The organism is Jatrophihabitans telluris (assembly GCF_023516435.1).
Lineage (GTDB): Bacteria > Actinomycetota > Actinomycetes > Mycobacteriales > Jatrophihabitantaceae > Jatrophihabitans_A > Jatrophihabitans_A telluris.
This window is the reverse complement of record NZ_CP097332.1, coordinates 186137-209631: the sequence shown is the minus strand read 5'-3', so window position 1 is coordinate 209631 and position 23495 is coordinate 186137. Positions and strand designations below refer to the sequence as shown.

Annotated in this window: 26 protein-coding genes; 6 read left to right on the top strand and 20 right to left on the bottom strand. The window is 68.5% G+C overall.

Annotated features, from left to right (window positions below; translation table 11 throughout):
- Nucleotides 1-10: 10 nt before the first annotated feature.
- The 5 genes from M6D93_RS00985 to hisC form a co-directional block, all read right to left on the bottom strand.
- Nucleotides 11-1093, bottom strand: coding sequence for an ABC transporter ATP-binding protein (locus M6D93_RS00985; protein WP_249772241.1), 1083 nt, complete (start codon nt 1091-1093; stop codon nt 11-13).
- Nucleotides 1090-1962 (bottom strand): ABC transporter permease, encoded by an 873-nt coding sequence (locus tag M6D93_RS00980; protein ID WP_249772239.1) that lies wholly within the window; start codon nt 1960-1962, stop codon nt 1090-1092. Before M6D93_RS00980 ends, M6D93_RS00985 begins: the two co-directional genes overlap by 4 nt.
- On the bottom strand, nt 1950-2939 hold the full coding sequence (locus M6D93_RS00975) for an ABC transporter permease (protein WP_249772237.1): 990 nt from the start codon (nt 2937-2939) through the stop codon (nt 1950-1952). The genes M6D93_RS00980 and M6D93_RS00975 overlap by 13 nt, the downstream gene beginning before the upstream one ends.
- Nucleotides 2940-2952: 13 nt before the next feature.
- Nucleotides 2953-4041, bottom strand: a complete 1089-nt coding sequence (locus M6D93_RS00970) for an ABC transporter substrate-binding protein (protein WP_347343723.1) — start codon at nt 4039-4041, stop codon at nt 2953-2955.
- Nucleotides 4042-4285: 244 nt separating this feature from the next.
- The gene (hisC, locus tag M6D93_RS00965) at nt 4286-5410 is read right to left on the bottom strand and encodes a histidinol-phosphate transaminase (protein ID WP_249772233.1); all 1125 of its coding nucleotides are present in this window, start codon (nt 5408-5410) and stop codon (nt 4286-4288) included.
- 94 nt (nt 5411-5504) lie between these two features.
- Here hisC and M6D93_RS00960 point away from each other — a divergent pair, with 94 nt between their 5' ends.
- A complete protein-coding gene (locus M6D93_RS00960; RefSeq protein ID WP_249772231.1) occupies nt 5505-6062 on the top strand; it encodes a DUF4446 family protein in 558 nt (185 codons plus the stop codon).
- A 10-nt stretch (nt 6063-6072) separates the two neighbouring features.
- Nucleotides 6073-7020 (top strand): prephenate dehydratase, encoded by a 948-nt coding sequence (gene pheA / locus M6D93_RS00955; protein ID WP_249772229.1) that lies wholly within the window; start codon nt 6073-6075, stop codon nt 7018-7020.
- Between the two features lie 3 nt (nt 7021-7023).
- Here the strand turns inward: pheA and M6D93_RS00950 are convergent, their stop codons facing one another.
- Nucleotides 7024-7860 (bottom strand): hypothetical protein, encoded by an 837-nt coding sequence (locus tag M6D93_RS00950; RefSeq protein ID WP_249772227.1) that lies wholly within the window; start codon nt 7858-7860, stop codon nt 7024-7026.
- Between the two features lie 224 nt (nt 7861-8084).
- Here M6D93_RS00950 and M6D93_RS00945 point away from each other — a divergent pair, with 224 nt between their 5' ends.
- The gene (locus M6D93_RS00945) at nt 8085-9926 is read left to right on the top strand and encodes a sigma-70 family RNA polymerase sigma factor (protein ID WP_249772225.1); all 1842 of its coding nucleotides are present in this window, start codon (nt 8085-8087) and stop codon (nt 9924-9926) included.
- Nucleotides 9927-9980: 54 nt separating this feature from the next.
- Here M6D93_RS00945 and M6D93_RS00940 read toward each other — a convergent pair whose 3' ends face one another.
- The gene (locus tag M6D93_RS00940; RefSeq protein WP_347343722.1) at nt 9981-10274 is read right to left on the bottom strand and encodes a GroES family chaperonin; all 294 of its coding nucleotides are present in this window, start codon (nt 10272-10274) and stop codon (nt 9981-9983) included.
- Between the two features lie 226 nt (nt 10275-10500).
- On the opposite strand from M6D93_RS00940, the gene M6D93_RS00935 reads away from it, so the two are divergent.
- Nucleotides 10501-11310 carry a Cof-type HAD-IIB family hydrolase gene (locus tag M6D93_RS00935; protein ID WP_249772221.1) on the top strand — a complete coding sequence of 270 codons (810 nt, stop codon included), beginning with the start codon at nt 10501-10503 and terminating at the stop codon, nt 11308-11310.
- On the opposite strand, the gene M6D93_RS00930 is transcribed toward M6D93_RS00935, so the two are convergent.
- The 8 genes from M6D93_RS00930 to M6D93_RS00895 all read right to left on the bottom strand — a co-directional run bounded on the left by M6D93_RS00930 (nt 11311) and on the right by M6D93_RS00895 (nt 17878).
- Nucleotides 11311-12126: a transglutaminase-like domain-containing protein gene (locus tag M6D93_RS00930; RefSeq protein WP_249772219.1), complete on the bottom strand. Its 816-nt coding sequence runs from the start codon at nt 12124-12126 to the stop codon at nt 11311-11313.
- 115 nt (nt 12127-12241) lie between these two features.
- The gene (locus M6D93_RS00925) at nt 12242-12826 is read right to left on the bottom strand and encodes a bacterial proteasome activator family protein (RefSeq protein ID WP_283818623.1); all 585 of its coding nucleotides are present in this window, start codon (nt 12824-12826) and stop codon (nt 12242-12244) included.
- 111 nt (nt 12827-12937) lie between these two features.
- Entirely contained in the window at nt 12938-14038 is a 1101-nt protein-coding gene (locus M6D93_RS00920) for a ScyD/ScyE family protein (RefSeq protein WP_249772217.1), read from the bottom strand.
- A 144-nt stretch (nt 14039-14182) separates the two neighbouring features.
- Nucleotides 14183-15163, bottom strand: a complete 981-nt coding sequence (locus M6D93_RS00915; RefSeq protein ID WP_249772215.1) for an NAD(P)H-quinone oxidoreductase — start codon at nt 15161-15163, stop codon at nt 14183-14185.
- A gap of 23 nt (nt 15164-15186) precedes the next feature.
- A complete protein-coding gene (locus M6D93_RS00910) occupies nt 15187-15855 on the bottom strand; it encodes an aminodeoxychorismate/anthranilate synthase component II (RefSeq protein ID WP_347343721.1) in 669 nt (222 codons plus the stop codon).
- 67 nt (nt 15856-15922) lie between these two features.
- Nucleotides 15923-16093: a hypothetical protein gene (locus tag M6D93_RS00905; RefSeq protein WP_249772211.1), complete on the bottom strand. Its 171-nt coding sequence runs from the start codon at nt 16091-16093 to the stop codon at nt 15923-15925.
- Nucleotides 16094-16095: 2 nt separating this feature from the next.
- On the bottom strand, nt 16096-17031 hold the full coding sequence (locus tag M6D93_RS00900; RefSeq protein ID WP_249772209.1) for a class E sortase: 936 nt from the start codon (nt 17029-17031) through the stop codon (nt 16096-16098).
- A gap of 64 nt (nt 17032-17095) precedes the next feature.
- Nucleotides 17096-17878 (bottom strand): DUF881 domain-containing protein, encoded by a 783-nt coding sequence (locus M6D93_RS00895; protein ID WP_249772207.1) that lies wholly within the window; start codon nt 17876-17878, stop codon nt 17096-17098.
- Nucleotides 17879-17927: 49 nt separating this feature from the next.
- Between M6D93_RS00895 and M6D93_RS00890 the strand changes: the two genes are divergently transcribed.
- Nucleotides 17928-18200 carry a cell division protein CrgA gene (locus M6D93_RS00890; RefSeq protein WP_249772205.1) on the top strand — a complete coding sequence of 91 codons (273 nt, stop codon included), beginning with the start codon at nt 17928-17930 and terminating at the stop codon, nt 18198-18200.
- Here the strand turns inward: M6D93_RS00890 and M6D93_RS00885 are convergent.
- From M6D93_RS00885 to M6D93_RS00870, 4 genes are all read right to left on the bottom strand, one after another.
- Nucleotides 18178-19074: a rhomboid family intramembrane serine protease gene (locus tag M6D93_RS00885; protein WP_249772203.1), complete on the bottom strand. Its 897-nt coding sequence runs from the start codon at nt 19072-19074 to the stop codon at nt 18178-18180. The two genes, M6D93_RS00890 and M6D93_RS00885, sit on opposite strands and share 23 nt — an antisense overlap.
- A 190-nt stretch (nt 19075-19264) precedes the next feature.
- Nucleotides 19265-19792: a peptidylprolyl isomerase gene (locus M6D93_RS00880; protein ID WP_249772201.1), complete on the bottom strand. Its 528-nt coding sequence runs from the start codon at nt 19790-19792 to the stop codon at nt 19265-19267.
- A 130-nt stretch (nt 19793-19922) separates the two neighbouring features.
- Nucleotides 19923-20594, bottom strand: coding sequence for a hypothetical protein (locus M6D93_RS00875; protein ID WP_249774255.1), 672 nt, complete (start codon nt 20592-20594; stop codon nt 19923-19925).
- Entirely contained in the window at nt 20591-21304 is a 714-nt protein-coding gene (locus M6D93_RS00870) for a type 1 glutamine amidotransferase (RefSeq protein WP_249772199.1), read from the bottom strand. The genes M6D93_RS00875 and M6D93_RS00870 overlap by 4 nt, the downstream gene beginning before the upstream one ends.
- 362 nt (nt 21305-21666) lie before the next feature.
- On the opposite strand from M6D93_RS00870, the gene M6D93_RS00865 reads away from it, so the two are divergent.
- Nucleotides 21667-22086, top strand: coding sequence for a MarR family winged helix-turn-helix transcriptional regulator (locus tag M6D93_RS00865; RefSeq protein WP_249772197.1), 420 nt, complete (start codon nt 21667-21669; stop codon nt 22084-22086).
- 57 nt (nt 22087-22143) lie between these two features.
- Here the strand turns inward: M6D93_RS00865 and M6D93_RS00860 are convergent, their stop codons facing one another.
- Entirely contained in the window at nt 22144-23481 is a 1338-nt protein-coding gene (locus M6D93_RS00860; RefSeq protein WP_249772195.1) for a Mur ligase family protein, read from the bottom strand.
- Nucleotides 23482-23495 lie beyond the last annotated feature (14 nt).

Sequence of the window (23495 nt, the reverse complement as noted above, 5' to 3'; positions counted from 1 at the left end):
CCTACCCACTCTAGGTCTGACGGAGCAGGACCGGACGATCGAGCAACGTGACCGCCACCGGGGTACCCACCGGAAACCGCGACGCCCGATGGCTGGCGATGTCTGCGAGCAGTTCGACCCCGTCCGTTCGGCGTAACCGCAGGCGGGTCACGGCTCCGAAGAAGGTCGTCAGTACGACCACCGCCTCCCCGTCCGGCGCCTCCTCGACGAGGACGGCCTCCGGACGGGCCAGAGCGACCACTGCCGAACCCACGCTGGCCGTGGATCCGTCCACCGCAAGCAGCTGCTCACCGATCCGGACCGAGTCCGGGGCGGCTACGACCGCGGGCACGTGGTTCATGGTGCCGACGAACTCGGCGACGAAGGGAGTCGCCGGTCGCTGGTAGAGCTCCTGGGGCGAGGCGCACTGCTCGAGACGTCCGGCCCGCATGACGCCAACCCGGTCAGCGGTGGACAGCGCCTCCTCCTGGTCGTGGGTGACGAACACCGTGGTCACGCCCAGCTCGAGCTGCAGGCGGCGGATCTCATCCCGCAACTGCACGCGCACCTTGGCGTCCAGCGCCGACAGCGGCTCGTCCAGCAGCAGCACCTTCGGCTCCACGGCCAGCGCGCGGGCCAGCGCCACCCGCTGTTGCTGCCCGCCGGAGAGCTGGTGGGGGTACTTGTCGGCATGCGCCGACAGGCCGACCAGGTCCAGCAGCTCACGTGCCCGCTCCGGTCTGCGGCCGCTCACCAGTTTCAGCATCCGCATCCCGAAGACCACGTTGTCGGTCGCGGTCATCGTCGGGAACAGGCTGTAGGACTGGAAGACCATGCCCATTCGCCGGCGGTTCACCGGGACGGACGTGACGTCGCGGCCGTCCACCAGGATCTCCCCGGCGTCCGGGCGGTCGAAGCCGGCCAGTAACCGCAGAGCGGTGGTCTTCCCACAGCCGGACGGCCCGAGCAGGGCGAGCAGTTCTCCGGGTTCGATGCGCAGGTCGAATGCGTCGAGCGCGCGCGTGGCGCCGAACGTGCGGCAGACTCCGCGATACTCGACGGAATTGCCGCTCAGCGGGGCGATCGCCTCGGTCGCGATGGGGTCGGCAGTCATCGAGTGCCCTTTCTACGCAGGGAGATTCGTCGGCCGGCCAGCACGGCGATACCGATCAGCAGGATCCAGGTGATGAGCAGGCTCAATAGGCTCAGGCCGACCTGCAACTGGCCGTCCTGCCCACCGAACTGGACCAGCCAGACCGGGAACGTGGTGAAGGCCAGGATCTTGGCGAGGGTGTACTCGCCCAGGACGAGGGCGAACGTGAGCAACGCGGCGTTCAACACGGCCGTGCGCAGTGATGGCAGCAAGACCCTGAGTACCACCGATGCCCATCCGGCGCCGAGGTTGCGCGCCGCCTCGACCAGCGTGGGAACAGGGATACTGCGCAGGCCTGCGTCCAGCGCACGGTAGGTGAACGGCAGTGCCATCACGACGTATTCGAGGGCGAGCAGCCACGGCTGCGGGCTCTGCAGCGCGTTGAGGGCCCGCCAGAAGACGGTGCCGTACAGGGCGTCGGAGGTGGACAGCCGGATCACGTAGCTCACACCGGCGGCCAACGCCACGGGCGGAATCACCAGTGGTAGCAGGGAGAACGTCTCCACCCAACCGCGGGCCCAGGGTGCCCGCAGCTGGACGAAGATCATCGTGGGCAGCATGAGTACCAGCGTGATCAGCACGGTGGCCACCGCCAGCATCAGCGAGGTCCGGAAGGCCGGGGTGAACCCGGCCAGGTGGATGAAGCTGGTGTAGGCGTGCAGGCTGAAGCCGCGGACGGAATTGTGCACCGAGAACCAGAACGCGGCCAGTACGGGAAGGATGAAGTAGCAACCGGCCACGACGAGGATGACCGTGCGTCCCCACCGGGTCCTTCCCCGCGAGCGCCCGGACACCCGTGGGGCAGACGCTCCCGAAGTCACCGCAGCCATCTGGCCCCCCGTCGTTGCAGGTATTGGTAGATCAAGGTCAGTGGCACCACGATCACGATCATGTCCAGCGCCAGCGCTGCGGCCAGATTCTCCTGTCCGGTAAGGACATTTCCCGACACGGCCGTATCGATCTGCAACGGTGTGATCGCGAGGGTGCCGTTGGTCAGGGCCGAGGCGGTGGCGAACGCCGACAGCGAACTGCAGAACAACAGCAGAGCAGAGCCGAGCAGGTTCGGGAGCAGCACCGGGCCGGCCACGAGGCGCCAGTACTGCCAGCCCGTCGCCCCGAGATTCTCCGCCGCCTCACGCCACTGCGGGCGAAGACCCTCGAGGGCCGGCGTGATCACCAGCACCATGAGCGGGATGAGGAAGTACAGGTAGACGACTTCCACCCCGGTCAGACTGAACAGGTTGAAATGCAGATCGTCCTGCAGTGAAAGGCCGAACGTCGATTGCAGGATCTTGGTCAGGACACCGGCTCCCCCGACCACGGCGACGAACAGGAAGGCGAGCGGCAGGCCACCGAAGTTGGCCAGCACGGCGGCCGAGGTCGCGGTCAGCTGCTTCAGCAGACCCGACCGCCCGGAGGAGATGGCGTAGGCCAGCAACAGTCCCAGGATCGTCGATGCGAACGCGGTCACGGCGGCCAGCTGAATGCTGTGCACGAGCGCGGCCCGGTACACCCCGTGCAGCGAGTCGTCGATGTTCTGCAGGGAGAAGCTGGTCATGCCGCTCGCCGGATCCTTGCGCCGGAACGCGTTGAAGGCGATCAGCGCGACCGGCAGCCCGAAGAACAGGGCCAGGTAGATCACGAAAGGAGCGAGCCCGAGGCCGGGCACCAACCAGGCGGCCCGCGAACGGGACCGCCCGGCTGGTGCGACAGCATGCTCGTTCTGCTCGGCGTTGCCGGCCGGATCAGCGGTGCCGGTGGAAACCGTGGCCGCTGAGACGGCCGCCGACGGCGACGAGGACGTCATCCGATACGGCGGATCAGCCGACCGCGGCGGCCCACTTGGCCGTCAACGTGGTCTTGGCCTTCGTGGTCTGAGCATCCGAGGGGAACGTCGGGGTGCCCGATACCGCCGGCAGCGCCGCGGCCAGCGTCTTGTCGATCGTGGCTGCGCTGGTCATCGCCGTCATCTCGGCCGGACGGGCGCCGCCCTTGAGCCAGCCGTTCTGACCTTCCACGCTGTAGAGGTACTCCTCCCAGAGCCGGGCCGCGGCCGGGTGCGGGGCGTACTTGCTGATGGCCTGGGCGTAGTAGGCCGGGAACTGGGCGTCACTCGGGACCGCCACGGTCCACTTGCCACCCTTGCCGTTGACGTCTGTGGTCTTGGCCGCGTTCAGGTAGTCCCAATCCAGCACGATCGGCGTCTCGCCACTCTCGATGGTCGCCGCTGAGGCCTGCACGGGCTTGTAGATTCCAGCCTTGGCCAGCTGGCCGAAGAAGTCGATGCCCGGCTGGATGTCGTCCAGCGAGCCGCCCTTGGCCAGCGAGGCCGCCCAGACGGCGCTGAACGCGGCGTTCGCCTTCAGCGGGTCGCCGTTGAGGGCTACCTTCCCCTTGTAGGCGGGATTGTTCAGTGCGGCCAGAGTGGTCGGGCAGCTGGCCACCTTCGCGCCATCGCAACCGATGGAGATGTAGCCGCCGTAGTCGTTGACCCAAGACCCGTCGGAGGCCTTCAGAGTGTCGGGGATGGCGGACCAGGTCGCGACCTTGTAAGGCGCGTACAGGCCGTCGGCGACTCCGCTGATGGCGAAGGACTGGCCGACGTCGACCACGTCCGGGGCTCGGGTCTGGCCCTTGAGACTCTTGATCGCGTTGACCTCGTCAGCGCTGGAGCCGTCCGGGTTCGCCGAGTTGACGGTGATACCGGGGTACTTCGCCTTGAAGCCGCTGATCAGGCCGCCGTAGTTGGCCCAGTCCGGCGGGAGGGCGATGACGTTGAGCGCGCCCTCCTTCTTGGCCGCCGCAACGAGTGCGTCCATCCCGCCGAGATCTGCGGCCGAGGTCGCGGCCGATGCCTTCGAGCCTGAGCCGCCGCCGCTGGCGTTGCTCTTGGACGAGCACGCCGACATCGTCAGGGCCAGAGCGCCGACAGCCAGCAGGCCGCCTGCGGCACGCAACGAAGTGCGAGTGAGCACGGGTGTTCTCCATCCGTAACTGGTTTCCCAGGGCGGGGTGTGCCCCCCGACCGCAATGGAGCGTCGGCTCGTTAACGAAACCGGAAGTGTCGCCAAGCCCTACCAGCAGATGAACGCCGCGCGAACAGACTCGCGCTTCCAGGCGAAACGTGCCCTCCCCAGTCGGGCGATCGTGGGCTCAGAATCCGTCCGGAGTGTCATCGGTCTGGTGATCAGCCGGCACCGGACGCGCCCGTAGCGCGCGAGCCGCCGCGAGGAAGGCGTCGTTCTCCTCCCGTAGCCCGACCGTCACGCGCACGCCGGAGTCGGCGAAGGCACGCACGATCACGCCGCGATCCTCGCATCCGGTGGAGAAGGCCAAGGCGTCTATCCCACCCTGTTCGGCCGGCCCGTTACCCAGCCAGACGAAGTTCGCCTGGGAGTCGGGCACGGCGTAGCCGATCGCCCTCAGCTCGTCGGTGACCCGGATCCGTTCGACCGTGACGTCCTCGACGCGTTGGCGCAGTTCCTTCTCCGCGGGTGGTTCCAGGCAGGCCAGCGCGGCGGCCTGCGCGATCTGAGTGACCGCGAAGGGCACCTGGGTCTGCCGCACCGCGTTGCTGAGCGTCGCGTCGGCCGCGATGCCGTAGCCGACCCGAAGGCCGGCGAGGCCGTAGGCCTTGGAGAACGTACGGAGCACGATCAGGTTCGGGTAATCGGCCAGCAGCGTCGTTGCGTCGACCACCTCGGGGTCGATGACGTACTCGCGGTAGGCCTCGTCCAGCACGATGACGACCTGCGGGGGCACCCGATCCAGGAAAGCGCGCAGCTCGGCCTCCCGCACCGCCGTGCCGGTCGGGTTGTTCGGGTTGCACACGAAGACCAGGCGCGTCCGGTCGGTGATGGCCTCAGCCATGGCGGTCAGATCGTGGACGTCCTCGCGCAGCGGGACCTTCACCCCGGTCGCGCCGTCGATCGTGGTGATGATCGGGTAGGCCTCGAACGAGCGCCAGGCGAAGAGCACCTCATCGCCCTCACCGGCCGTGGCCAGAACCAGCTGTTGGCACAGCGACACCGACCCGCAGCCGACCACGACCTGGGTCGGGTCGACGCCGAACCTGGCCGCCAGGGCGGAGCCCAGTTCGGTGGCGAAGCTGTCCGGGTATCGGTTGGCCTCGCCGGCAACCTCGGTGATCCGCCGCACGACGTGGGGCAGCGGTCCCAACGACGTCTCGTTGCTGGCGAGCTTGATCGCACCGGGCACCGATCGACCGGGCACATAGGCGGGCAGGGTGGTCAGAGTGGGACGTAGCCGCACGGTCATGCACGCCAGGCTATCCCGCACCCGGCGGATCGCTCAGCGACAACTGCGCGGTCCGTGCCGTCCATGCGGTGACGTGCGGGCTATCCTCCGCTGAATGAACACCGCACTCGCCGTCGTCGCTGTGCTGTTCGGCCTGAGCGGGTTCGTCGCCGGAATCCTGGCGTTGCGCACGCTGTCCAGGCTGCGTCGCTCGGTGGCCCTGCTGTCGCGCGGCTCCTCCGGCCGCGAGACGATCCTGGAGGTTGCGGACAAGCACATGGCCGCCAGCGAAGCGGTCCGCAAGGACATCCTGGACTTGCAGAGGGACCTGGTTGCGGCCCAGCAGAGCCTCGACCAGCGCGTGGCCGGTGAGCGGGCCGACCTCTCCGGCAGTGTCGCGGGTATCGCCGCCTCGGTCAGCACCGCCCTGCGGCGGGTGGCTCTCGTCCGATACGACGCCTTCGACGACCTGTCCGGCCGGCTGTCCTTCTCGCTCGCGATCATGGACGACAACGGCAACGGCATCACCCTTACGTCCATCGCCAGCGCCACCGAGAACCGGGTCTACGCCAAGTCACTCAGTGGCGGGCACGGTGAGCATCCCCTGTCGCCGGAGGAGGAACAGGCCGTGCGGGCCGCCCTCCGCCCCGAGGTCAGGCCGGCCCGGCCGTAGGCTGAGGCCCGTGTCGATTCCCCGCAGCTACGCGTTCCTGGGTCCGGAAGGGACCTTCTCGCACGCGGCCGCGCTGTCGCTGTCGCAGCTGGCCGGACCCGAGCCGGTCGAGCTGCTCGGCCACGCCACCGTCACCCACGCCATCGACGCACTTCGATCGGGTTCGGTCGACGGGGCCGTGGTTCCCCTGGAGAACTCCGTCGAGGGCGCGGTTCCGGCGACCCTCGACGAGTTGGCCGGCGGTTCGCCACTGGTGATCGCGGCTGAGACGTTCCTGCCGGTCCTGTTCGAGCTCCTGGTACGCCCCGGCACGTCGCTGGCCGACGTCGCCACCGTCGCCACCCATCCCCACGCCGAGGCCCAGGTACGCCGGTACCTGCTGAGCACGCTCCCCCAGGCCGGCGTCGCGATGGTCGGCTCGACGGCGGGCGGCGCCCGGGCCGTGCGCGACGGCGAGTTCGACGCCGCGGTCGCGCCGCCCATCGCGGGGCAGCTCTACGGACTGGCCAGCCTGGCCCACGACATCGCCGACAACCCAGGAGCCGTCACCCGGTTCGTGCTGCTCACCCGACCGGTCGCTCCACCGCGCCCCACCGGCAACGACCGCACCACGTTGGTCGTGTACCTGCGTGAGGACCATGCCGGCGCGTTGCTGGAGATCCTGTCGGAGTTCGGTACCCGCGGGGTGAACCTCACGCGGATCGAGTCCCGCCCGACCAAGGGCCGGATCGGCCAGTACTCGTTCACCATCGACTGCGAGGGCCACGTCGACGACGCCCGCGTCGGTGACGCGCTGGCCGCCCTGCACCGAGTGTGTGCCGACGTCCGCTACCTCGGTTCCTACCCGAGACGGGACGGCAAGCAGGGCGAGATCCTGCTCGGACGCACCGACCATGACTTCACCGAGGCCGGCGCGTGGTTGGCAGCGATCCGCGAGCACGGTCGAAACGGGGTTTGAGGGTCACCTGGCCAGGTCGTCGAAGAACTCCGCGAGCTGATCGATCCCTGGCGGTAGCGGCTCGAGCCAGGTCCGCGCCCCGGCCGGTGACGCCGACAAGCCTGACCAGGACAATTCGAGCTGGAGCCCTACCAGTAGGTCGTTGAGCGAATCGTCCCGGAAGGCCAGCGCCACCGCGACGTTCGGGGCGACCCGAGACCGCGTCTCGCCGTGGGAGAAGACCGAGCTCAGTACCTGCCCGACGCCGACCATGCGCCTTTCGGTCACGAGCGAATCGGGCGAGGGACGGACGGCGACGACGGCCAGGACGCGACGATCGCGCAGCACGCCAACCCGTTCCGGGGACTCCGAGTAGAGCTCGTCGAGGCGCGTGGCGAGGTATTCGCGGGTGCTCAGCTGGGTGAGGGAGTCCACGCAGCTGGGCTGTCCGCGGCCCAGCCAGCCCGTGACGCTGTCGGCCCAGCCGCCCGACATCGCGCCGGCCAGTCGCGCCCGGGCCGTCAGACGCACCTTCAGTAGCTCCATGCCCACGTCGAGATCGGCCAGGGAGTCGCGCAGGCGGATACCGGCGGTGGCTCGCTCGCAGCCCAGTCGTTCGGCGGCGGCCACTGGGTCGGCCGCGTCGCCGGCCATCGCGTCGATCAGAGCGTCGACAGCTGCCGTCCACCACTGATGGTGGGCGGGCCAGCCGCTCTGCTCCGACGCTGCGTGCCAGCGCGAGAGCAGTTGGGCGGTGCCCGTAGGCGGCTTGAGCAACATTGCGGGAACGTCCTCGACCTTCTGCTTTCCGAGCCGGGGCGGCGGGTGGAGGGACAGTGCCCAGCCGGTCCGGACACTCACCAGGCTGACGCTGGCCGCCGGTGGGGATGACGCGTTCCCGGTGCATAAATTCGCCGTTTAGCCGATCTTCGTCGCGTCCCCCGTCATGCAGACATCTCCAGCGCGTCTGTCCTGGTAACCGCATGTCGACGGTGGCCGGCACCGCAGCTCTCCCGCCAACGACGTGGCCCGACCCGTCCCGATCGCGTGAAGTGCAGCGCGCGTGCACCAGAAGAAGGTCTGAGATGCAGAACGAACCGGCCGTCGACTCCCTGCCTGCCGACGAGGTGGCCGCCAGCGACGCCGAGCTGATCGCGGCGGTCCGGGGTGGAGACAGCTCGGCCTACGCCCAGTTGTGGTCCAGGCATCACGCCGCAGTCCTGCGCTACGCCCGCCAGTTCGTCTCCGACTCCGGCGCGGAGGATCTCGTCTCCGAGGCGTTCACCCGGCTGCTGCGGCTCCTGCAGGCCGGCGGTGGACCGGACGTGAACGTTCGCCCCTATCTGTGCACGGCGGTCAAGCGAATCCGGATCGACGTCGCCACCCGGTACGAGAAGCGTGTCGGCCTCACGGGGGAGGACAGCGATCTGGACGTCCGCGCTGCCGGTGCCGCCGACGACGGAGCTTTGGAAGCGCTGGAAGCACGCACCGTCTGGAAGGCCTACAGCGCGTTGCCCGAGCGATGGCAGACGGTGCTGTGGCACACCCTGATCGAAGAGCGCCCCCCATCGGAGGTCGCCCCCATCCTCGGCGCGAGCCCGAACGCCGTAGCCGCGCTGTCGATGCGCGCCCGCGAGGGGTTGCGCCAGGCCTTCCTGCAGGCGAGCGTGCTCGAAGCCGACAGCGAGGACTGCCACAAGACTCTGCGCCGCCTACCCGCCCATCAGCGGCGATCGCTGTCCGCGCGCGAGGCGGCGGCGGTCGAGTCGCACCTGTCGGAGTGTGAGCGGTGCACGGCGGCGGCATTGGAGATCGGGGAGCTCAACCGGTCGATGCGGGCCATCGTGTTACCCATCCTGCTCGGCGGTGTCTACTTCGCGAACAAGTACCTCGCCGCCAACGGCCTCGGCCTGCTGTCGGCCAGTAACGGTGCGGCCGCGGCGGCCGGTTCCGGGACGGCCGGTTCCGGGACAGCCGGTTCCGGGACAGCCGGTTCCGGGACAGCCGGTTCCGGGACAGCCGGTTCCGGGACAGCCGGTTCCGGGACGGCCACCGGCGCCGGCGCGTCGGCCGTCAGCACGGGCTTCTCGGGGGCGGGGGTGCAGGCTGCGGGGACAGCCGGGATGAAGATGTTCGGTCTCGCGGCCAAGCCGCTACTCGTCGCCGCGACCGCCGTGCTGAGCACCGGCGCCGTGGTCACGACAGTATCGCTCAGTCACCAGCGGCCGTCCCATCAGTCGGTGGTGAGTCACGCCAAGCCGACCGCGGCGGAGTCGCCGGAATCCATCCGGGTGGGGGGCCAGAGCCGTTCGATGAGTCCGGTGATCACCCCTGTCCGCCCAGGATCGACAACCAGCACGCCGCCGCGCCCGGTTCAGAGCGGCCCGGCCACGACCCACTCTCAGAACCCGCCAAGCGCGACGCGCTCGCCCTCGTACCGTCCGTCCTCAGCGCCGTCGGCCGCCACCCCGCAGCCGGGTAGCCCCAGTGTCGGCCCCACCGAGACTCACGGCACGGGACCAGCACCGACACCGATGCCCACTCAGCCGGTTGCGCCGCCCCTGATCACCACGACGCCCACTTCCACAGCCACGCCGACACCGACGCCCACACCGACACCGACGCCCACACCGACGCCGACGCCGAAACCCAGGCGGATCCAGTCGACGATGCCTAGCCTGTCTCACATCCTGTCGTTCAACGTCTGGGCGCCGGGGAACTGGCAGCTCGTCGATGTCAGCGCCAACGGCCTCCGCTGTACCCCGAGGTCGACCACGCAGGTCCACTGCGAGGTGCTGCGGACAAACGTGACGAGCTTCTGGACCACAGCATCGACAGCCGACGAACACGCGGGCGACCAGCTCGTCGTGCGCTACTACCGGTTCGGCAACGATGCGGGAGTCGAAGAGCGGTACCCCCTGGTGTAAGTGCACCGCGGAGCGCCGTTGAGTCCGGGCACTCCGCGTCGGACAGCTGGACCTTCAGAGGTACAGACCGGTGTTGGTGTCCACGCGCTTCGCGGCCACCGCGTGGATGTCGCGCTCGCGCAACAGCAGATAGGACTCGCCGGAGATCTCGACCTCGTGCCGGTCATCGGGCGAGAACAGCACCTTGTCGCCTAGTTCCACCGCACGAACGTGGTTTCCGATCGCCAGAACCTCGGCCCAGACCAATCGCTTCGACACCTGGGCGGTGGCCGGGATCAGAATGCCGCCGGACGAACGACGCTCGCCCTCCTCGGCGGAGGTCTTCACCAGCACGCGGTCGTGCAGCATCTTGATGGGCAGCCGGTCCACGGAGGTCACGCCGAAAGGGTATGCCGTCGGCTAGGGGTCGGCCGGAGCGGCCGGTCCTGGTGGAGCAGCGATGGAACGTGGATCTCGGTTGCTTTGTGATAGCTGCCCGCTACGTCACGGACCCGAACCGGGCGGGCTCGGTCGGACTCAGGCGGTCCCGGCGGTCGCTGCGCCGGCCGACGGATAGCCTGGGATGGTGATACGCATGCTGGCCACCGACTTGGACGGCACTCTGCTGCGCTCGGACAGCACGGTCAGCGACGCCACCAGGCGGGCCCTGGCCGAGGCGGAACGTCGCGGATTCGTGGTGGCGTTCGTGACCGGCCGGCCTCCGCGCTGGCTGCACGAGGTCGCGCTGGAAACCGGTCACACCGGGATCGCGGTCGGCGCCAACGGGGCGCTCAGCTACGACCTGCACACCGAGACCATCATTGATTCGCACCCCTTGACAGCCGACATCCTGGCCGAGGTGACCGCGGTCCTGCGCGAGAAGATTCCGGAAATCCGCTTCGCGATGGAGTACGGCCACGATTTCGCCTACGAAGCGGAATACACCCACGACTGGGACATCCTGCCGTCGACCGACCGCCAGGGCCGCCAGTTGCCGGAGGCCACCGAGGCCGAACTCGAAGCCCTGCTCGACAAGCCGGCGGTGAAACTCCTGGGCAAGGGACGCGAGATGGATCCCGACGAATTCATGGGCCTGGTCGAGGAACTCGTCGGCGAGACGGTCACGGTCACGCGGTCCGGACACAGCGCGCTGGTGGAGATCTCGGCCGCCGGTATCACCAAGGCCTCCGGCCTGGCAGCTCTGGCCGCCTCGCGCGGTATCGATCGCCACGAGGTGGCGGCCGTGGGTGACATGCCCAACGACGTGCCCATGCTCGAATGGGCCGGTGCGTCCTACGCCGTCGCGAACGCCCATCCGTCGGCCCGGCGCGCGGCAGGCACGGTGCTCCAACGCACCAACGAGCAGGACGCGGTCGCCCACCTCATCTGGTCGATCCTGTCCTGATCACCCGAGCGCTTGGGCGCCCCGGTGATCGTCGACGGGCAGGTCCCCGTCGGAGTAGGCCGTGACGTACTGCTCGAGCATGCGGATGTCACCGCGATAGCTCGACAGGAACGCGGTGTCGGTCGCGTCGAGCCCGGTGGCGATCCGGACGAGGCTGGAACGCGGCGCGAGTCCGGTGGCGTCCACGGCCCACCACTGGCCATCCACCGCGGCCTCCGCCACGGCATGGAAGTCCATCGGAGACAGGCCGGGCGCATACACCGCGACCATCCGTGCCGGTACGTCCAATGCCCGCAGCAGCGCCAGCACAAGATGCGCGTAGTCCCGGCAGACGCCCTGACCGGCGAGCAGGGTGTCGACCGCACCGTCGGTCGGACGGCTCCAGCCCGAGAGGTAGTACAGGCGGCCGTTGACGAACTCCCTTACGGCAGCGAGCAATTCGTGGCCCCGGCCCAGGCCTGCGAACTCGGCGCGCGCGAACGCGAACAGCCGGTCGGACTCGGCGTAGCGACTCGCGTGCAGATAACTGATGTCCTCTCCGGGTCGCAGGCTCGGTGCGGGGAGACGACCGCTCAACCGAGCCTGGTACTGGCACTCGAAGCGCCCAGGATCGACGTCCAGGACGTGCCAGCGGCCGCCGTGCGGCGCAGGTAAGGACACCGCTTCCACTGGGCGGCCGTCGAGACTGAACGCCAGTTCCTCGGTCCGTTCGAGCACGCCGTCCTTTGTCGGCAGATCAGCCGAACCGACCTGCAGCACGAGCCGGGCGCTGGTCTGGACCTCGACGACGATCGAGCAACCGACGGTCCTGATCACGCGCGCGGTTCCTGATCGGGCCGACCGGCATCGATCGGCGCGTCCGGCATCTGCGCGTCCGGCATCGGCGCGTCCGGCATCGCCTCACCCCGGCGACACCCCATGGCCGGAGCGGTCACAGGTACTGGCCGGTCCCGTGTTCGTGCTCGACGCCGGGATCGCCCAGCCCGGGCTGGCCGATCAGGCTGCCTGATCCGAGGCCGCCGCCCGGCCCGACCTGGCCGGGTAGCGCCCGGCCCCGCATCTGTTCCAGTTGAGCCCGGGCGGCCATCTGCTGCGCGAACAGGGCGGTCTGGATGCCGTGAAACAGCCCTTCCAGCCATCCCACGAGCTGCGCCTGGGCGATGCGCAGCTCCGCCTCGCTGGGAACCTCGTTGTCGGCGAAGGGCAAAGTGAGCCGGTCGAGTTCCTCACGAAGATCGTCGGACAGGCCGTCCTCGAGTTCTCGTATGGAGGACTGATGGATGTCGGCCAACCGGCGACGGCCGGCCTCGTCCAGCGGTGCGGCGCGTACCTCCTCCAGCAACTGCTTGATCATGGTGCCGATCCGCATGACCTTCGCCGGCTGCTCGACCTGAGCGGTCAGATCGTCCTCCTCGCGCTCGCCGGCGGACATCCCCGGGGACGGTCCACGCCCCACCACGACCACGCGCGGTTCGTCGTCCGGCTGTGCTTCGGCCTCGCTGCTCGGAATGCTCATCCTCCCAGTCTGCCCAACGCCCCGGCCGGCCGCACGGGCACCCCGCGACACGGTTTTGGCGTGGACGCCTCGACTACGGCATCCACGCCAAAACCAGTCACGGCGGGGCGCTCAGCCGGTCGCGCCCGCCACGAACGCCTTGGGCGACACCGTCACGATCTGACCGGAGCCGGTGCTGCCGAGGAAGAGGTCGAGCACCGAGAACTGCGTCGCGTAGAGCTTGCCGTGGTGCATCGCGAGGCCTCCCGGCAGCCGCACCGGCGCGTACGTCCGGTGCCCGTCACGAGCGATGCGCACGATGCGCCCGGCTTTGGTCGGATCGGCGTTCGGGTCGGAGACGTCCACGCCGTAGAACAGTTCACTGACGTAGATCGTTCCGTCCGGACCCACCGCGACACCGGTCGCGTCGGTGAGGTCCTTCCAGACCTGCTTCACCTGGCCGGTCCGGCCGTCCAGACGCCAGACCCGGGCTGCACCAGGCGCCTCCGCACCCAGGCCGGAGACGTAGATGTCACCGTGCGGCCCAACCGCGAGACCGGTCGGTACGGGGTCGCACCCCGGGTGTTGCGGATCATTGTTCGGCGCACCCGCGCAGACGCCCTCGTTGATGTTGCGGGGCGCGAAGAACGTGCTCACCTGACCCTTGCCGTCGACGGACAGCACATCGTTGGCTCCGCCGTCGGCGACCAGGACCCGGTGGGGTTGGGCGAGGACGGCGAACGGGTTGGAGATCGAGTCCGCGTTCGGGTCGGACGGATCGCCCTGGGCCTGCCCGTCCGGGTTGTGCGCCAGTTCGTACTGGAACAGGTCAGCCACCTCGGTGACGTGTCCGCGCTTGTCGATCTTGAGCAGCGGGGCCTTGCCCGGTTGCGTGCCGCCGGTCTCGGGGACGAAGCCCTGGACGGCGTAGACGTAGCGGAGCCCGGCGGAAATGCCGGCCAAGCCCTGGATGCCCGAGGCAACAGTCTTCTTGCTGCCGTTGAGGTTGATCCGCGTGACGTCGCCGACGGCCGCCTCAGAGGCATAGAGCCGCCCGGTCGGGCTGAAGCTGATCGACAGCGGCCCACTCAGGCCGCCGGCCACCAGCTTGATCGGGGGCGGCGCGGCCTTCGGATGGGCGATTCGGGTCTGACCCGACGCGGGTGCGGCGACCAGTCCAGCCACCAGAGCGGCCGAGGCGGTGGACGCCAGCAACGTCAAATACTTGTTCATTCTGTCCCCCATCTGTCTACCAAACCGCGCCAGCTGTTTGGCGCCCCAGGACGGGAGGGACTCTAGAAGGGAGTTCTTATCTGGTACATAGGTCAGGACGAGGGTGTCCGCAATAGCCCGCAGATTCCGAAAAGCCCTTCACGATCACCGAACGGAAAGTACGACCTTTCCGACATGTTCGCTCGCCTCCACGATGCGGTGAGCGCGAGCCGCCTCCGCCAGCGGCAGCACCTCGTGAACGATCGGACGAACCAGGCCCTGAGCGATCAGGGGCCACACGTGCGCCTGGGCACCGGCGACGATCGTCGCCTTCTGCTCCAGGGGCCGGGCTCGCAGGCCGGCGGCGTAGATCGAACCCCGGCGCGCCATCAAGGCCCCGAGATTCAGCTCGCCCACCACGCCGCCCTGCATTCCGATGACCGCGATCCGGCCACCGAAGGCCAGGGACCCGACGTTGCCCGGTAGGTACTTCGCCCCGATGGTGTCGAGGATGACGTCCACCCCCGCGCCGTGCGTCTCGTCCGCGATGACGGTGGCGAAGTCGACGTTGCGATAGTCGATCGCGACATCCGCACCAAGCTCGCGGCAGGCCTGCCGCTTGGCCTCCGTCCCCGCGGTGGTGAAGACCTGGGCGCCCATCGCCTTGGCGAGCTGGATGGCCATGGTGCCGATGCCGGACGAGCCGCCGTGCACCAGGAACCGTTCCCCGGGCGCGAGACCGGCCTGGTCGAAGACCATCGACCAGACGGTGCAGGCCACTTCGGGCAGCGCGGCCGCGTGCACCGCGTCGAGTCCGTCCGGGCGTTGCATGAGCTGGCCGACCGGTACGACCACCTGCTCGGCGTACCCGCCGCCGCTGAGCAGCGCGCACACCTCGTCACCGATCTCCCAGCCCGTCACTCCCGGGCCGAGCGCGGCGACGGTTCCGCTGCACTCCAGGCCGATGATCGTCGAGGCTCCCGGCGGCGGCGGGTAGTTGCCGGCCCGCTGCATCAGGTCGGCTCGGTTGACCGCCGTGGCGGCTACGTCCAGCAGCACCTCGCCGACACCGGGCGTCGGTGGGTCGACCTCGGCCATGGACAGGACCTCTGGACCGCCGGGTTCGGTGGCGACTATTGCCTTCATGTCTCACGAACCTACTGGCGAGCTCAGGCAGAGGTGACGAAGGCCTGCTCCCGCAGGGTGTCCAGTTGCGCCCCGAGCTCGGCCACCCGGTCCCAGTCGGCGATCCCACCACACCGCTCCAGCCAGTTGGCCAGCATCCGGTGCCCACCCTCGGTCAGCACGGACTCGGGGTGGAACTGCACGCCTTCGATGGGCAGAACCCGGTGCCGCAGGGCCATGACGACCCCGGTGGCGGTACGTCCGGTCACCTCGATCTCGTCCGGCAAGCTGTCTTCCCGCACCGCCAGGGAGTGGTAGCGGGTAGCTGTGAAGGGCTGCGGAAGACCCGCCAGGACACCGGCCCCGGCGTGTTCGACGAGTGAGGTCTTGCCGTGCAGCAACTCCGGTGCGCGCTCGACGACGCCACCGAAGACGGCCCCGATCGCTTGGTGGCCCAGGCACACCCCGAACAGCGGCAGTCCCGCATCGGCCGCGGCCGTGACCATCTCCATGCTCACCCCGGCGTCCTCCGGGGTTCCGGGACCGGGCGAGATCAGGACGCCGTCCACCCCGAGATCGGCCAGCTCGGACGGCTTGACCGCATCGTTGCGCCGGACCTCGACCTCGGCCCCGAGCTGGAACAGGTACTGGACGAGGTTGTAGACAAAGCTGTCGTAGTTGTCGACGACCAGGATGCGGGTCACGGCGACCATCATCCCAGAGTCCGACCGGCCCGGCACCCGAGGTCGTCGACGGGATCCAGGGGCGATCAGGGACCGGCTACTGGCTGACCGTCCCGGGGCCCGTGATCGGGTTGGGCGGCAGTTTCGGCTCGATCCAGGGAAAGACCACGAACAACAGCAGCGCCGACACGGCCGCCACCAGGAGCACGACTTGCAGCATCCGCAGGGCCATCGGCCCGGGCAGGTGACGCCAGATCCAGACGTACATCGTTAGAGCGTCCCTCCGGCCATTTCCTTGGGCGTGGCGCTGCCCTTCGCCGGCACGGACCGCACCAGCGCCGCGTGGATGATCAGCCGCTGATTGGCGGTGTACTTCGGATGGCACGTGGTCAGGGTGAGCAACGCTCGGCTGGGGCTGGCGTCGGGATGATCGGGCACTTTGTCGATGACCGAGACCTGACTCGGCGACACGATCTCCCGGCCGACGACACCCTGCGAATCGGCCGTGCCGAGCGCGACCGCCTGTCCCTTGGACTTCAGCAGGCTCTTGTCGCCCAGCACCTGGTAGACGTACCAGTTCGCGGCAGTCTGGACGACGATGTCGTCGCCCGGGTTCAGCTGGTCGAGGTTCAGGAACGGCTCGCCCTTGCCCACGCGGTGCCCGGCCACCGAGAAGTTCCCGATCTGACCTGGGATGGCGGTGCCGGGGTAGTGGCCGGGACCCCGCTCCAGGTCGGCGTCGTTGGTTCCCTCCACGATGGTCCAGGCGAAGTCCTTGCCGAACGTCGGGATGTAGAGGTTGGCAAAGCCCTGACCCGCGGGCAGCACGACCTGCTTGCCCGACGGGAGGTTCAGCCGGTCCTGGCCCTTGAGTGGATCCTGGCCCTTGGCCACCGCGGCCTGGTAGTTGTTCTTGACCTTGTCCTGGCGTTGGTGGGCGTAGATGTTGGACACCCACACCTCGTAGACGACGAACAGCAGGAGGACCAGACCGAGGGTGATCAGCAGCTGACCGATTCCCCGGACGACGGTGCGCACGGCGTCGCCGGCACCATGGCCGCGCGGGCGGCCGTCGCCGGAGGGCGCAGAGCCCGTCCCGAAGCCGGTACCACCGGGCGGCTCTACCGGCGGGGTCGCCCCGAGCGCCCCGGGCCCGCTGGCCCCAGACGCGCCGAAGTCCCAGCCTCCGGTTGTCTTGCTCGTCATTGCCCCATCCTCGATCGTCCGTGCTCGTTGCCGTGCTGCGCTACCGGACGGTCGCCGGCGCCGTTCAACCGCCAATACTGGCGTAATCGAGCGCGATCGGGGCTTCATAAGCTCCGATCGAGATCTTCTTCTGGTTGTCGACGCTGTAGCGCAGGCCGTATGACTGCGCATCCTGCCGGTACTGGCTGAGATTCACCGAGGCGTCCAGGGCGCGGCGCAGCTGTGGCGCCGGCCCGATCGCGGCGATGGTGAAGGGCGGTGAGTACACCCGGCCGTTGAGCAGCAGGGTGTTGCCGACACAGCGGATCGCGCTGGTCTGGATGAGGCGCTGGTCCATCACCTGGATCGCCTCGGCGCCACCGGCCCACAGCGCGTTGACCGCGGCCTGCATGTCTGACTGGTGGACGACGAGCCAGTTGGGATCCACCTTCGGATCGGTGATGTTCTGGTGGGAATCGTCCAGTACCACCGTCAGCCCCGGACCGGAGACCGCGATCAGGCCGCCGGGCAGCCGGAGCGGAGCGGCTTTGGTGTTGATCGCGGCGATGGTGGCGTCGGAGACCGCCAGGTTGTTCGTGTCGGCCGCCACCTGGGCCTGCAACTGCTTCACCTGCGCGTCCTGGCCGTTGCCGCGGGCCTCGGCGGCGCGAACGAGGTCCGCCACGTCTGTCCGACCGGCCGAGCGCAGATCGGTCCCCCGGGCCGTGTGGGCCGTCGTGGCGGCCAGCAGTCCCGCCAGCAACGCGACCACGGGAACCAGGACGGTCCACACATCGCGGGTTCGTCCCGGCTCCGGCCGCCGCGACGGGACCCCGACCCAGCGCGGGAGGCTGCTCAGGCGGAACATGTCGTTTACGCTAGCTGCTGTTCCACCACTCAGTGTTCAGGAGAGACCGGTGCCCAAGTCCAAGGTTCGCAAGAAGCCGAGCTACTCAGCCACCCCCGCGGCGGCCAGTGGCCCGTCGGCGTCGAACAAGCAGCTCCGGCCCAGCCCGACCTGGTACCCCGTCACCCTGGTGGTTCTGCTGGTCGTCGGCCTGGCCTACATCGTCGTGTACTACATGGCGGGTGAGCACGTCCCCCTGATGAAGGACCTCGGCAGCTGGAACTTCGGCGTCGGGTTCGTCTTCCTGCTGTCCGGCCTGATCATGGCCGTTCGCTGGCGCTGATCCCAGCTCTCGCCCGGTTGTCCACAGCTTCTTCCACCGCTGTGATTACACGGCTGTAATTCTCCCCAGGCTCATCCACACTGTGGACAACCGCGCCGGTTGTCCCCAGCCCCTGGACGATCGGACTCGTCGCGAGCTGGTGCGCGCGGAACAGGGTCAACCCCAGCAGCAGAATCAAGATGCCCGCGAGGCTGGCCGCCTGCACGCCTGGTGTCCGCTTGCGCATCGCGGAATTGCTCATCGCCCGAGTGGTCCACCCCAGCAACGCCACCGTCGCCAGTCCGCCGATCACGAAGCCGCCGACGTGCCCGGTCTTGGAGATCTGCGGGATCGAGAATGTGAAGACGAAGTTCACCACGATGGTGATGGTCAGCGGCCGGGTGTCCATCCGGGTCACCCGTTGCAGTAGCCAGGCCGCAGCGAAGAGTCCGAAGATCGCCCCGGAGGCGCCGACCGAGCCGCCGGCCGGGGCGGCGAACAGCATCGTCGCCACCGACCCCCCGAGCGCCGCGAGCAGGTAGACGGCCAGGTAGCGCCACCAGCCCATCGCCCGTTCCAAGCCGGGGCCCACCACGTACAGGGCCCACATGTTCAACAGGATGTGCAACGGTCCGTAGTGCAGGAACGCACTGGTGACCAGGCGCACCCACTGGTGGTTGTAGGCCACACCGTCCGGCCACATCTCCCACTTCTGGAAGAGCGAGCCGGTGTAGTTGTCGACGAAGTTTCCGTTGGCCTGGACCGCCGTCAGGATGTAGACCGCCACGTTCACCGCGATCAGCGCGTACGTGACCGTCGGCACGGTCGCCCCGGAACCCGCGCGGCTTCCGAACAGGGTCCGCGCGCTGCGAACCGAGGCCTGCCCGGCCTTCACGTCGTCGGGGCACTGGAAGCCTACGGATGCCGGACGTTGGCACTCTCCGCAGATCGGGCGGTCACAGCGAACGCACCGCACGCCGGTCTCTCGATCCGGATGGCGATAGCACCGAGGGAACTGCCCGGGCGGTTCGGGCGGGTACCCACCGGCGTGCGGTGGTTCAACTGGCTGCATGGACGGCTAACGATCAGAGTTCGGAAATAGTCACCGAGTTGATGACGACGTCGTCCACCGGTCGATCGCCCGCACCGGTCTTCGTCGTGCCGATGGCATCGACCACGGCCCGACTGTCGGCGTCGGCGACCTCGCCGAAGATGCTGTGCTTGAAGTTGAGCCAACTGGTCGCCGCCGTGGTGATGAAGAACTGGCTGCCGTTGGTGTTGGGCCCGGCGTTGGCCATGGCCAGCAGGTATGGCCGGTCGAAGGTGAGCTCGGGGTGGAACTCGTCGGCGAAGTTGTAACCCGGTCCGCCGGTGCCACGACCGAGCGGGTCGCCGCCCTGGATCATGAAGTTCTCGATCACGCGGTGGAAGACGGTCCCGTCGTACAGGTTCGCCGTCGACTTCTGGCGGTTGCGCGGGTCGGTCCACTCCTTGGCGCCGGTGGCCAACTCGACGAAGTTCTTCACCGTCTTCGGGGCGTGGTTGCCGTACAGGTTGATCGTGATGTCGCCCTTGTTGGTGTGCAGGGTGGCGATCTGGGTTGCAGTGGTCACGAGAGAGGACTCCTACTCAGAGGGGAAAACTGCCGATCCATCCTTTCACGACCCCCGGACACGACGACGGCCCCCCGAATACGGCAACGGCACCGGATGGAATCGGAGGACACCCGACGGGTGCGCCCGCTCAGTGGACGTTCGGCGCGATCAACGTGGCGACGTTGCGGGCGTCCTGGCTCACGACGGTCTGCCGGGTGTGCGCGGTGATGGCCAGATTCCCTTTGGAGAACAGGCACGCCCAGGTGCTCGTCCCCTGTAGCGGAAGCTTGAGAGTCACCGAACCGAAGTCACCGATGCTCTTGTTCTCGACGAACTCCGGATGCGTGCGCGCCAGGTCCACTATCGCGTTGAACGCCTCGGTCGGCGTGCCGAAGCGCTGGATGCGAACCTCGGCGATGACGACCGCGGCGTCGTACTCGAAGTAGTAGCGACAACCCACCGGAGTCCCGCCCGCCGACTTGAGCTCGACCGAGCGGTTGGTGCGGTCCCCCTCGGCGTCCCGCATCGCGTCGAGACCGGCGTACGGGCAGGGTTTGTCGATCTCGTCGGCCTTGGCGGCGACGCTCAGCGTCGGGTGCGGCGTAGTGAGCAGCGTCGACCGGGACGGACTCGTCGAGCCGCTCTCACCAGCGCCACCACCAAGACCCGTGGGCGCGGGAGTGCTGGACGGGGTCGGCGTCATCGCGGATCCCGACGACCCTCCCGACCCGCCACACCCGGTCAGTAACGCCCCGGCGAGCAACACCGCGGTGGCTGCACTGGCCGCGCCGGAGCGTGGCAGGCGGGCGGTGAGGGTCATCGTGGACGTCCGGCGGCCACGGTGGCGGCGTTGAGCACCAGGTCGTCGTCGAGTGCCGACAGTTCGGAGCTGCTGCCCCGGCGCGCGAAGGCGCGACGTAACAGTTCGTCGGCGAATCCTGGGCTCTTGGCCAGCACCGGCCCGTGCAGGTACGTGCCGAAGACGTTGTCGCGGACGGCGCCCTCGGTCAGATCGAGTCCGTTGTTACCCCGCCCCGCGCTGGTTCGCCCGAGTGGGCGCGCCCCGGAACCCAGTTCGGTGAGACCGCTGTGGTTTTCGAACCCCACCATGCGTCCCCACTCGGTGTCGACGGCGTTGTTGCCGATCAGGCGTTCGTCAGAGCCCTTGGTCACCAAATCCAGCACGCCGGTGCCGGCGATGCGAATGCCGTCCTTGGTCAGGAATTCGTGGCCCAGCATCTGATAGGTGCCACAGATGGTGAGCATCACGACCCCGTCGTCGGCCATCGCTCGCAGCGTGCTCGCGCGCCGCACGAAGTCAGCGCCGATGTCACCCTGGGCCGCGTCCTGGCCACCGCCGCCGAGCACGATGTCGGCCTCGATGGGGAGCGGATCACCGACGTTGATCGGCACGACGGTGGCCGAGAGGCCACGCCACTGCAGACGCTTGCGTAGCACCAGCACGTTGCCGGTGTCGCCGTAGATGTTCATCTCGCGCGGGTACAGATGCACCAAGGTCAAGCTGCTCATGATCGCTCCAGGGTATCCGCCAGTTCGCTGTGGGCGGGCTCACTCGGTCCTTCGGCGTCATGTCGACGCGGTCGGGGCGTTGTCCACACAGACCGCGCGGCACGGGGGCTACGCGGTCGTCACGGCCGGGCAGCGTACGGGGGAACGAATCGCTGCCCGGCCGTACCCGGAGGTCGTTCCGGCACCGCACGGGGGTGCCGGCGCCACCGTTACCCCTGGCCTTGCCGATACCGTCCGAGCATCGACTTCCGTCGTGCGGTGGATCGATTTCGTCGTGGTGAGCGCACATCGCCGCAGCACCCAGCAAGCGCAGGGGTATGCCGATCACTGAACAGCTCGCTGGAAACGACAGGTGAAACGACGTGCCCGAGAATCGCAAGGCCGAGAGTCTGCGTGAGCTGCAACTGTCCTGGATACGTTTCGACGCCCACGCTCGAGTCGAGGGACTCAGCGGCAAGGAACTCGCGATCCTCGTTGAGATCGCAGCGCGATCGGCTCCGACACCGCACCAGTTGTCAGACCTGTTCGCCTTGACCACCGGCTCGATGACCGTGGTGCTGGATCGGCTGGAACGCAAAGGCTTCGCACGCCGCGACCGCAATCCTGAAGACCGCCGGGGCCTACTCCTGTCGCCGACCGCAGCCGGACACGACGTGCTGACACGACTCGACGCGGCTGTCTCGCTTCCGATCTCGAACGACGCGAAAGCCGAACCGTCCGCACCGGCGCGACGACCGGCACCCCGCCATCTGCACCCGGTAGCCGACGATTCCGCGGGCTGATGCCCGGCTCGATCGCCGCAGGGTGGCTCAGGACCACGCGACTAAGGACCGGCCGGCTCAGGACGGGCGGGGTCCCAGCCGTGGAGCCTCGTCGACCAGCCGATCGAGCACTTTGTGAAGTGACCACATAGCCGTGTAGGTCGAGAAAACGACTACTGTCTGATTCGGTTTCACGTGAAACGTCGCCGCGCGCACCGCTGCGGTCAGATCGGGCTCGACCAGATCCGTGGCGACCTCGTCGTACAGCAGTCGCACTGCCATGTCAGCAGCCCGGGTGCCGCTGGTAACCAGCCAGCCGGCTCGCGTCCCGGAGCGGGTTTCGCCGGTTTCCTCGGTACTCTCCTCACTCGGCGCGCCCAGGACGTCGGCGAACTGGACGTCCCAAAGCCAGGACATGTCGCGCCCGTCGGCGTAGTCGTCGTTGATGGCGATCACGGTCGCCGACGGATCCAGTCCCGCCACCGTCCGCAGGGATTGCCGGAAGCCGGCAGGGTTCTTCACCAGCTGCAACACGACTCGGCGTCCGGCGATCTCGAAGGACTGCCCGCGCCCGAAGGCGGGATCGACCTTGCGCAGCCCGGCGGTGATGGTCGCCGGGTCGAGGCCGAGGGTCAGCGCGAGTGCGGCCGCCCCGGCAGCGTTCTGGGCGTTGTGCGCGCCCTCGGCCCGAAGGGTGACCCGCTCGGTGGCCGAGGCGATCCGGAGCGTGACGTCGGTTGTGATCCCCAGCTTCACCGACATCAGCTCGGCCGAAGCGCGTAGGTCGGACAGGGCTATCGCTCCGCCGTACATCTCCTCATCCGTGGGAAACAACTCGCGTAGGTCGGGGGCAACCCCGAAGTAACTGACGGTGGCAGTGAGCTCGTCCGCCAGCCGGACCAGTCGGGGATCGTCGCGGTTCACCACGACATCGCGGGTGGTCGCCGCTGCGACCTTGGCCAGGATCCGGGCGGTGGTGTCAATCTCGCCGAAGCGGTCCAGTTGGTCGCGCAACACGTTGAGCAGCAGGAGGCGTTCGGGGCGGTAGACCTGGCAGAACCGCACGGCGTGAGCTTCGTCGAGCTCGAGAACCGCGATGTCGGCATCCGTTCGGCCCCGCCATGACGATCCCGCGACCACCGACGTGATGACACCGCGAACGAAGTTGCCGCCGGTGTCATTGGTCAGGACGCGGTAACGCTCGGCCAGGATCGTCGCGAGCATCTTCGTCGTCGTGGTCTTGCCGTTCGTCCCGGTCACGACGACCACGCCCTGGCCCAGCGCGCCGAGCCGACGCGGCAGGAATCCGGGGAAGACCTTCTCCACCACCAGGCCGGGAAGCGCGGTGCCTCGCCGGCCCAGCAGGCGCAGCGCAAGCAGGGTCACCTTGCCCAGCCAGATCGCGAGGATGTCCATCGTCGTGCCAGGCT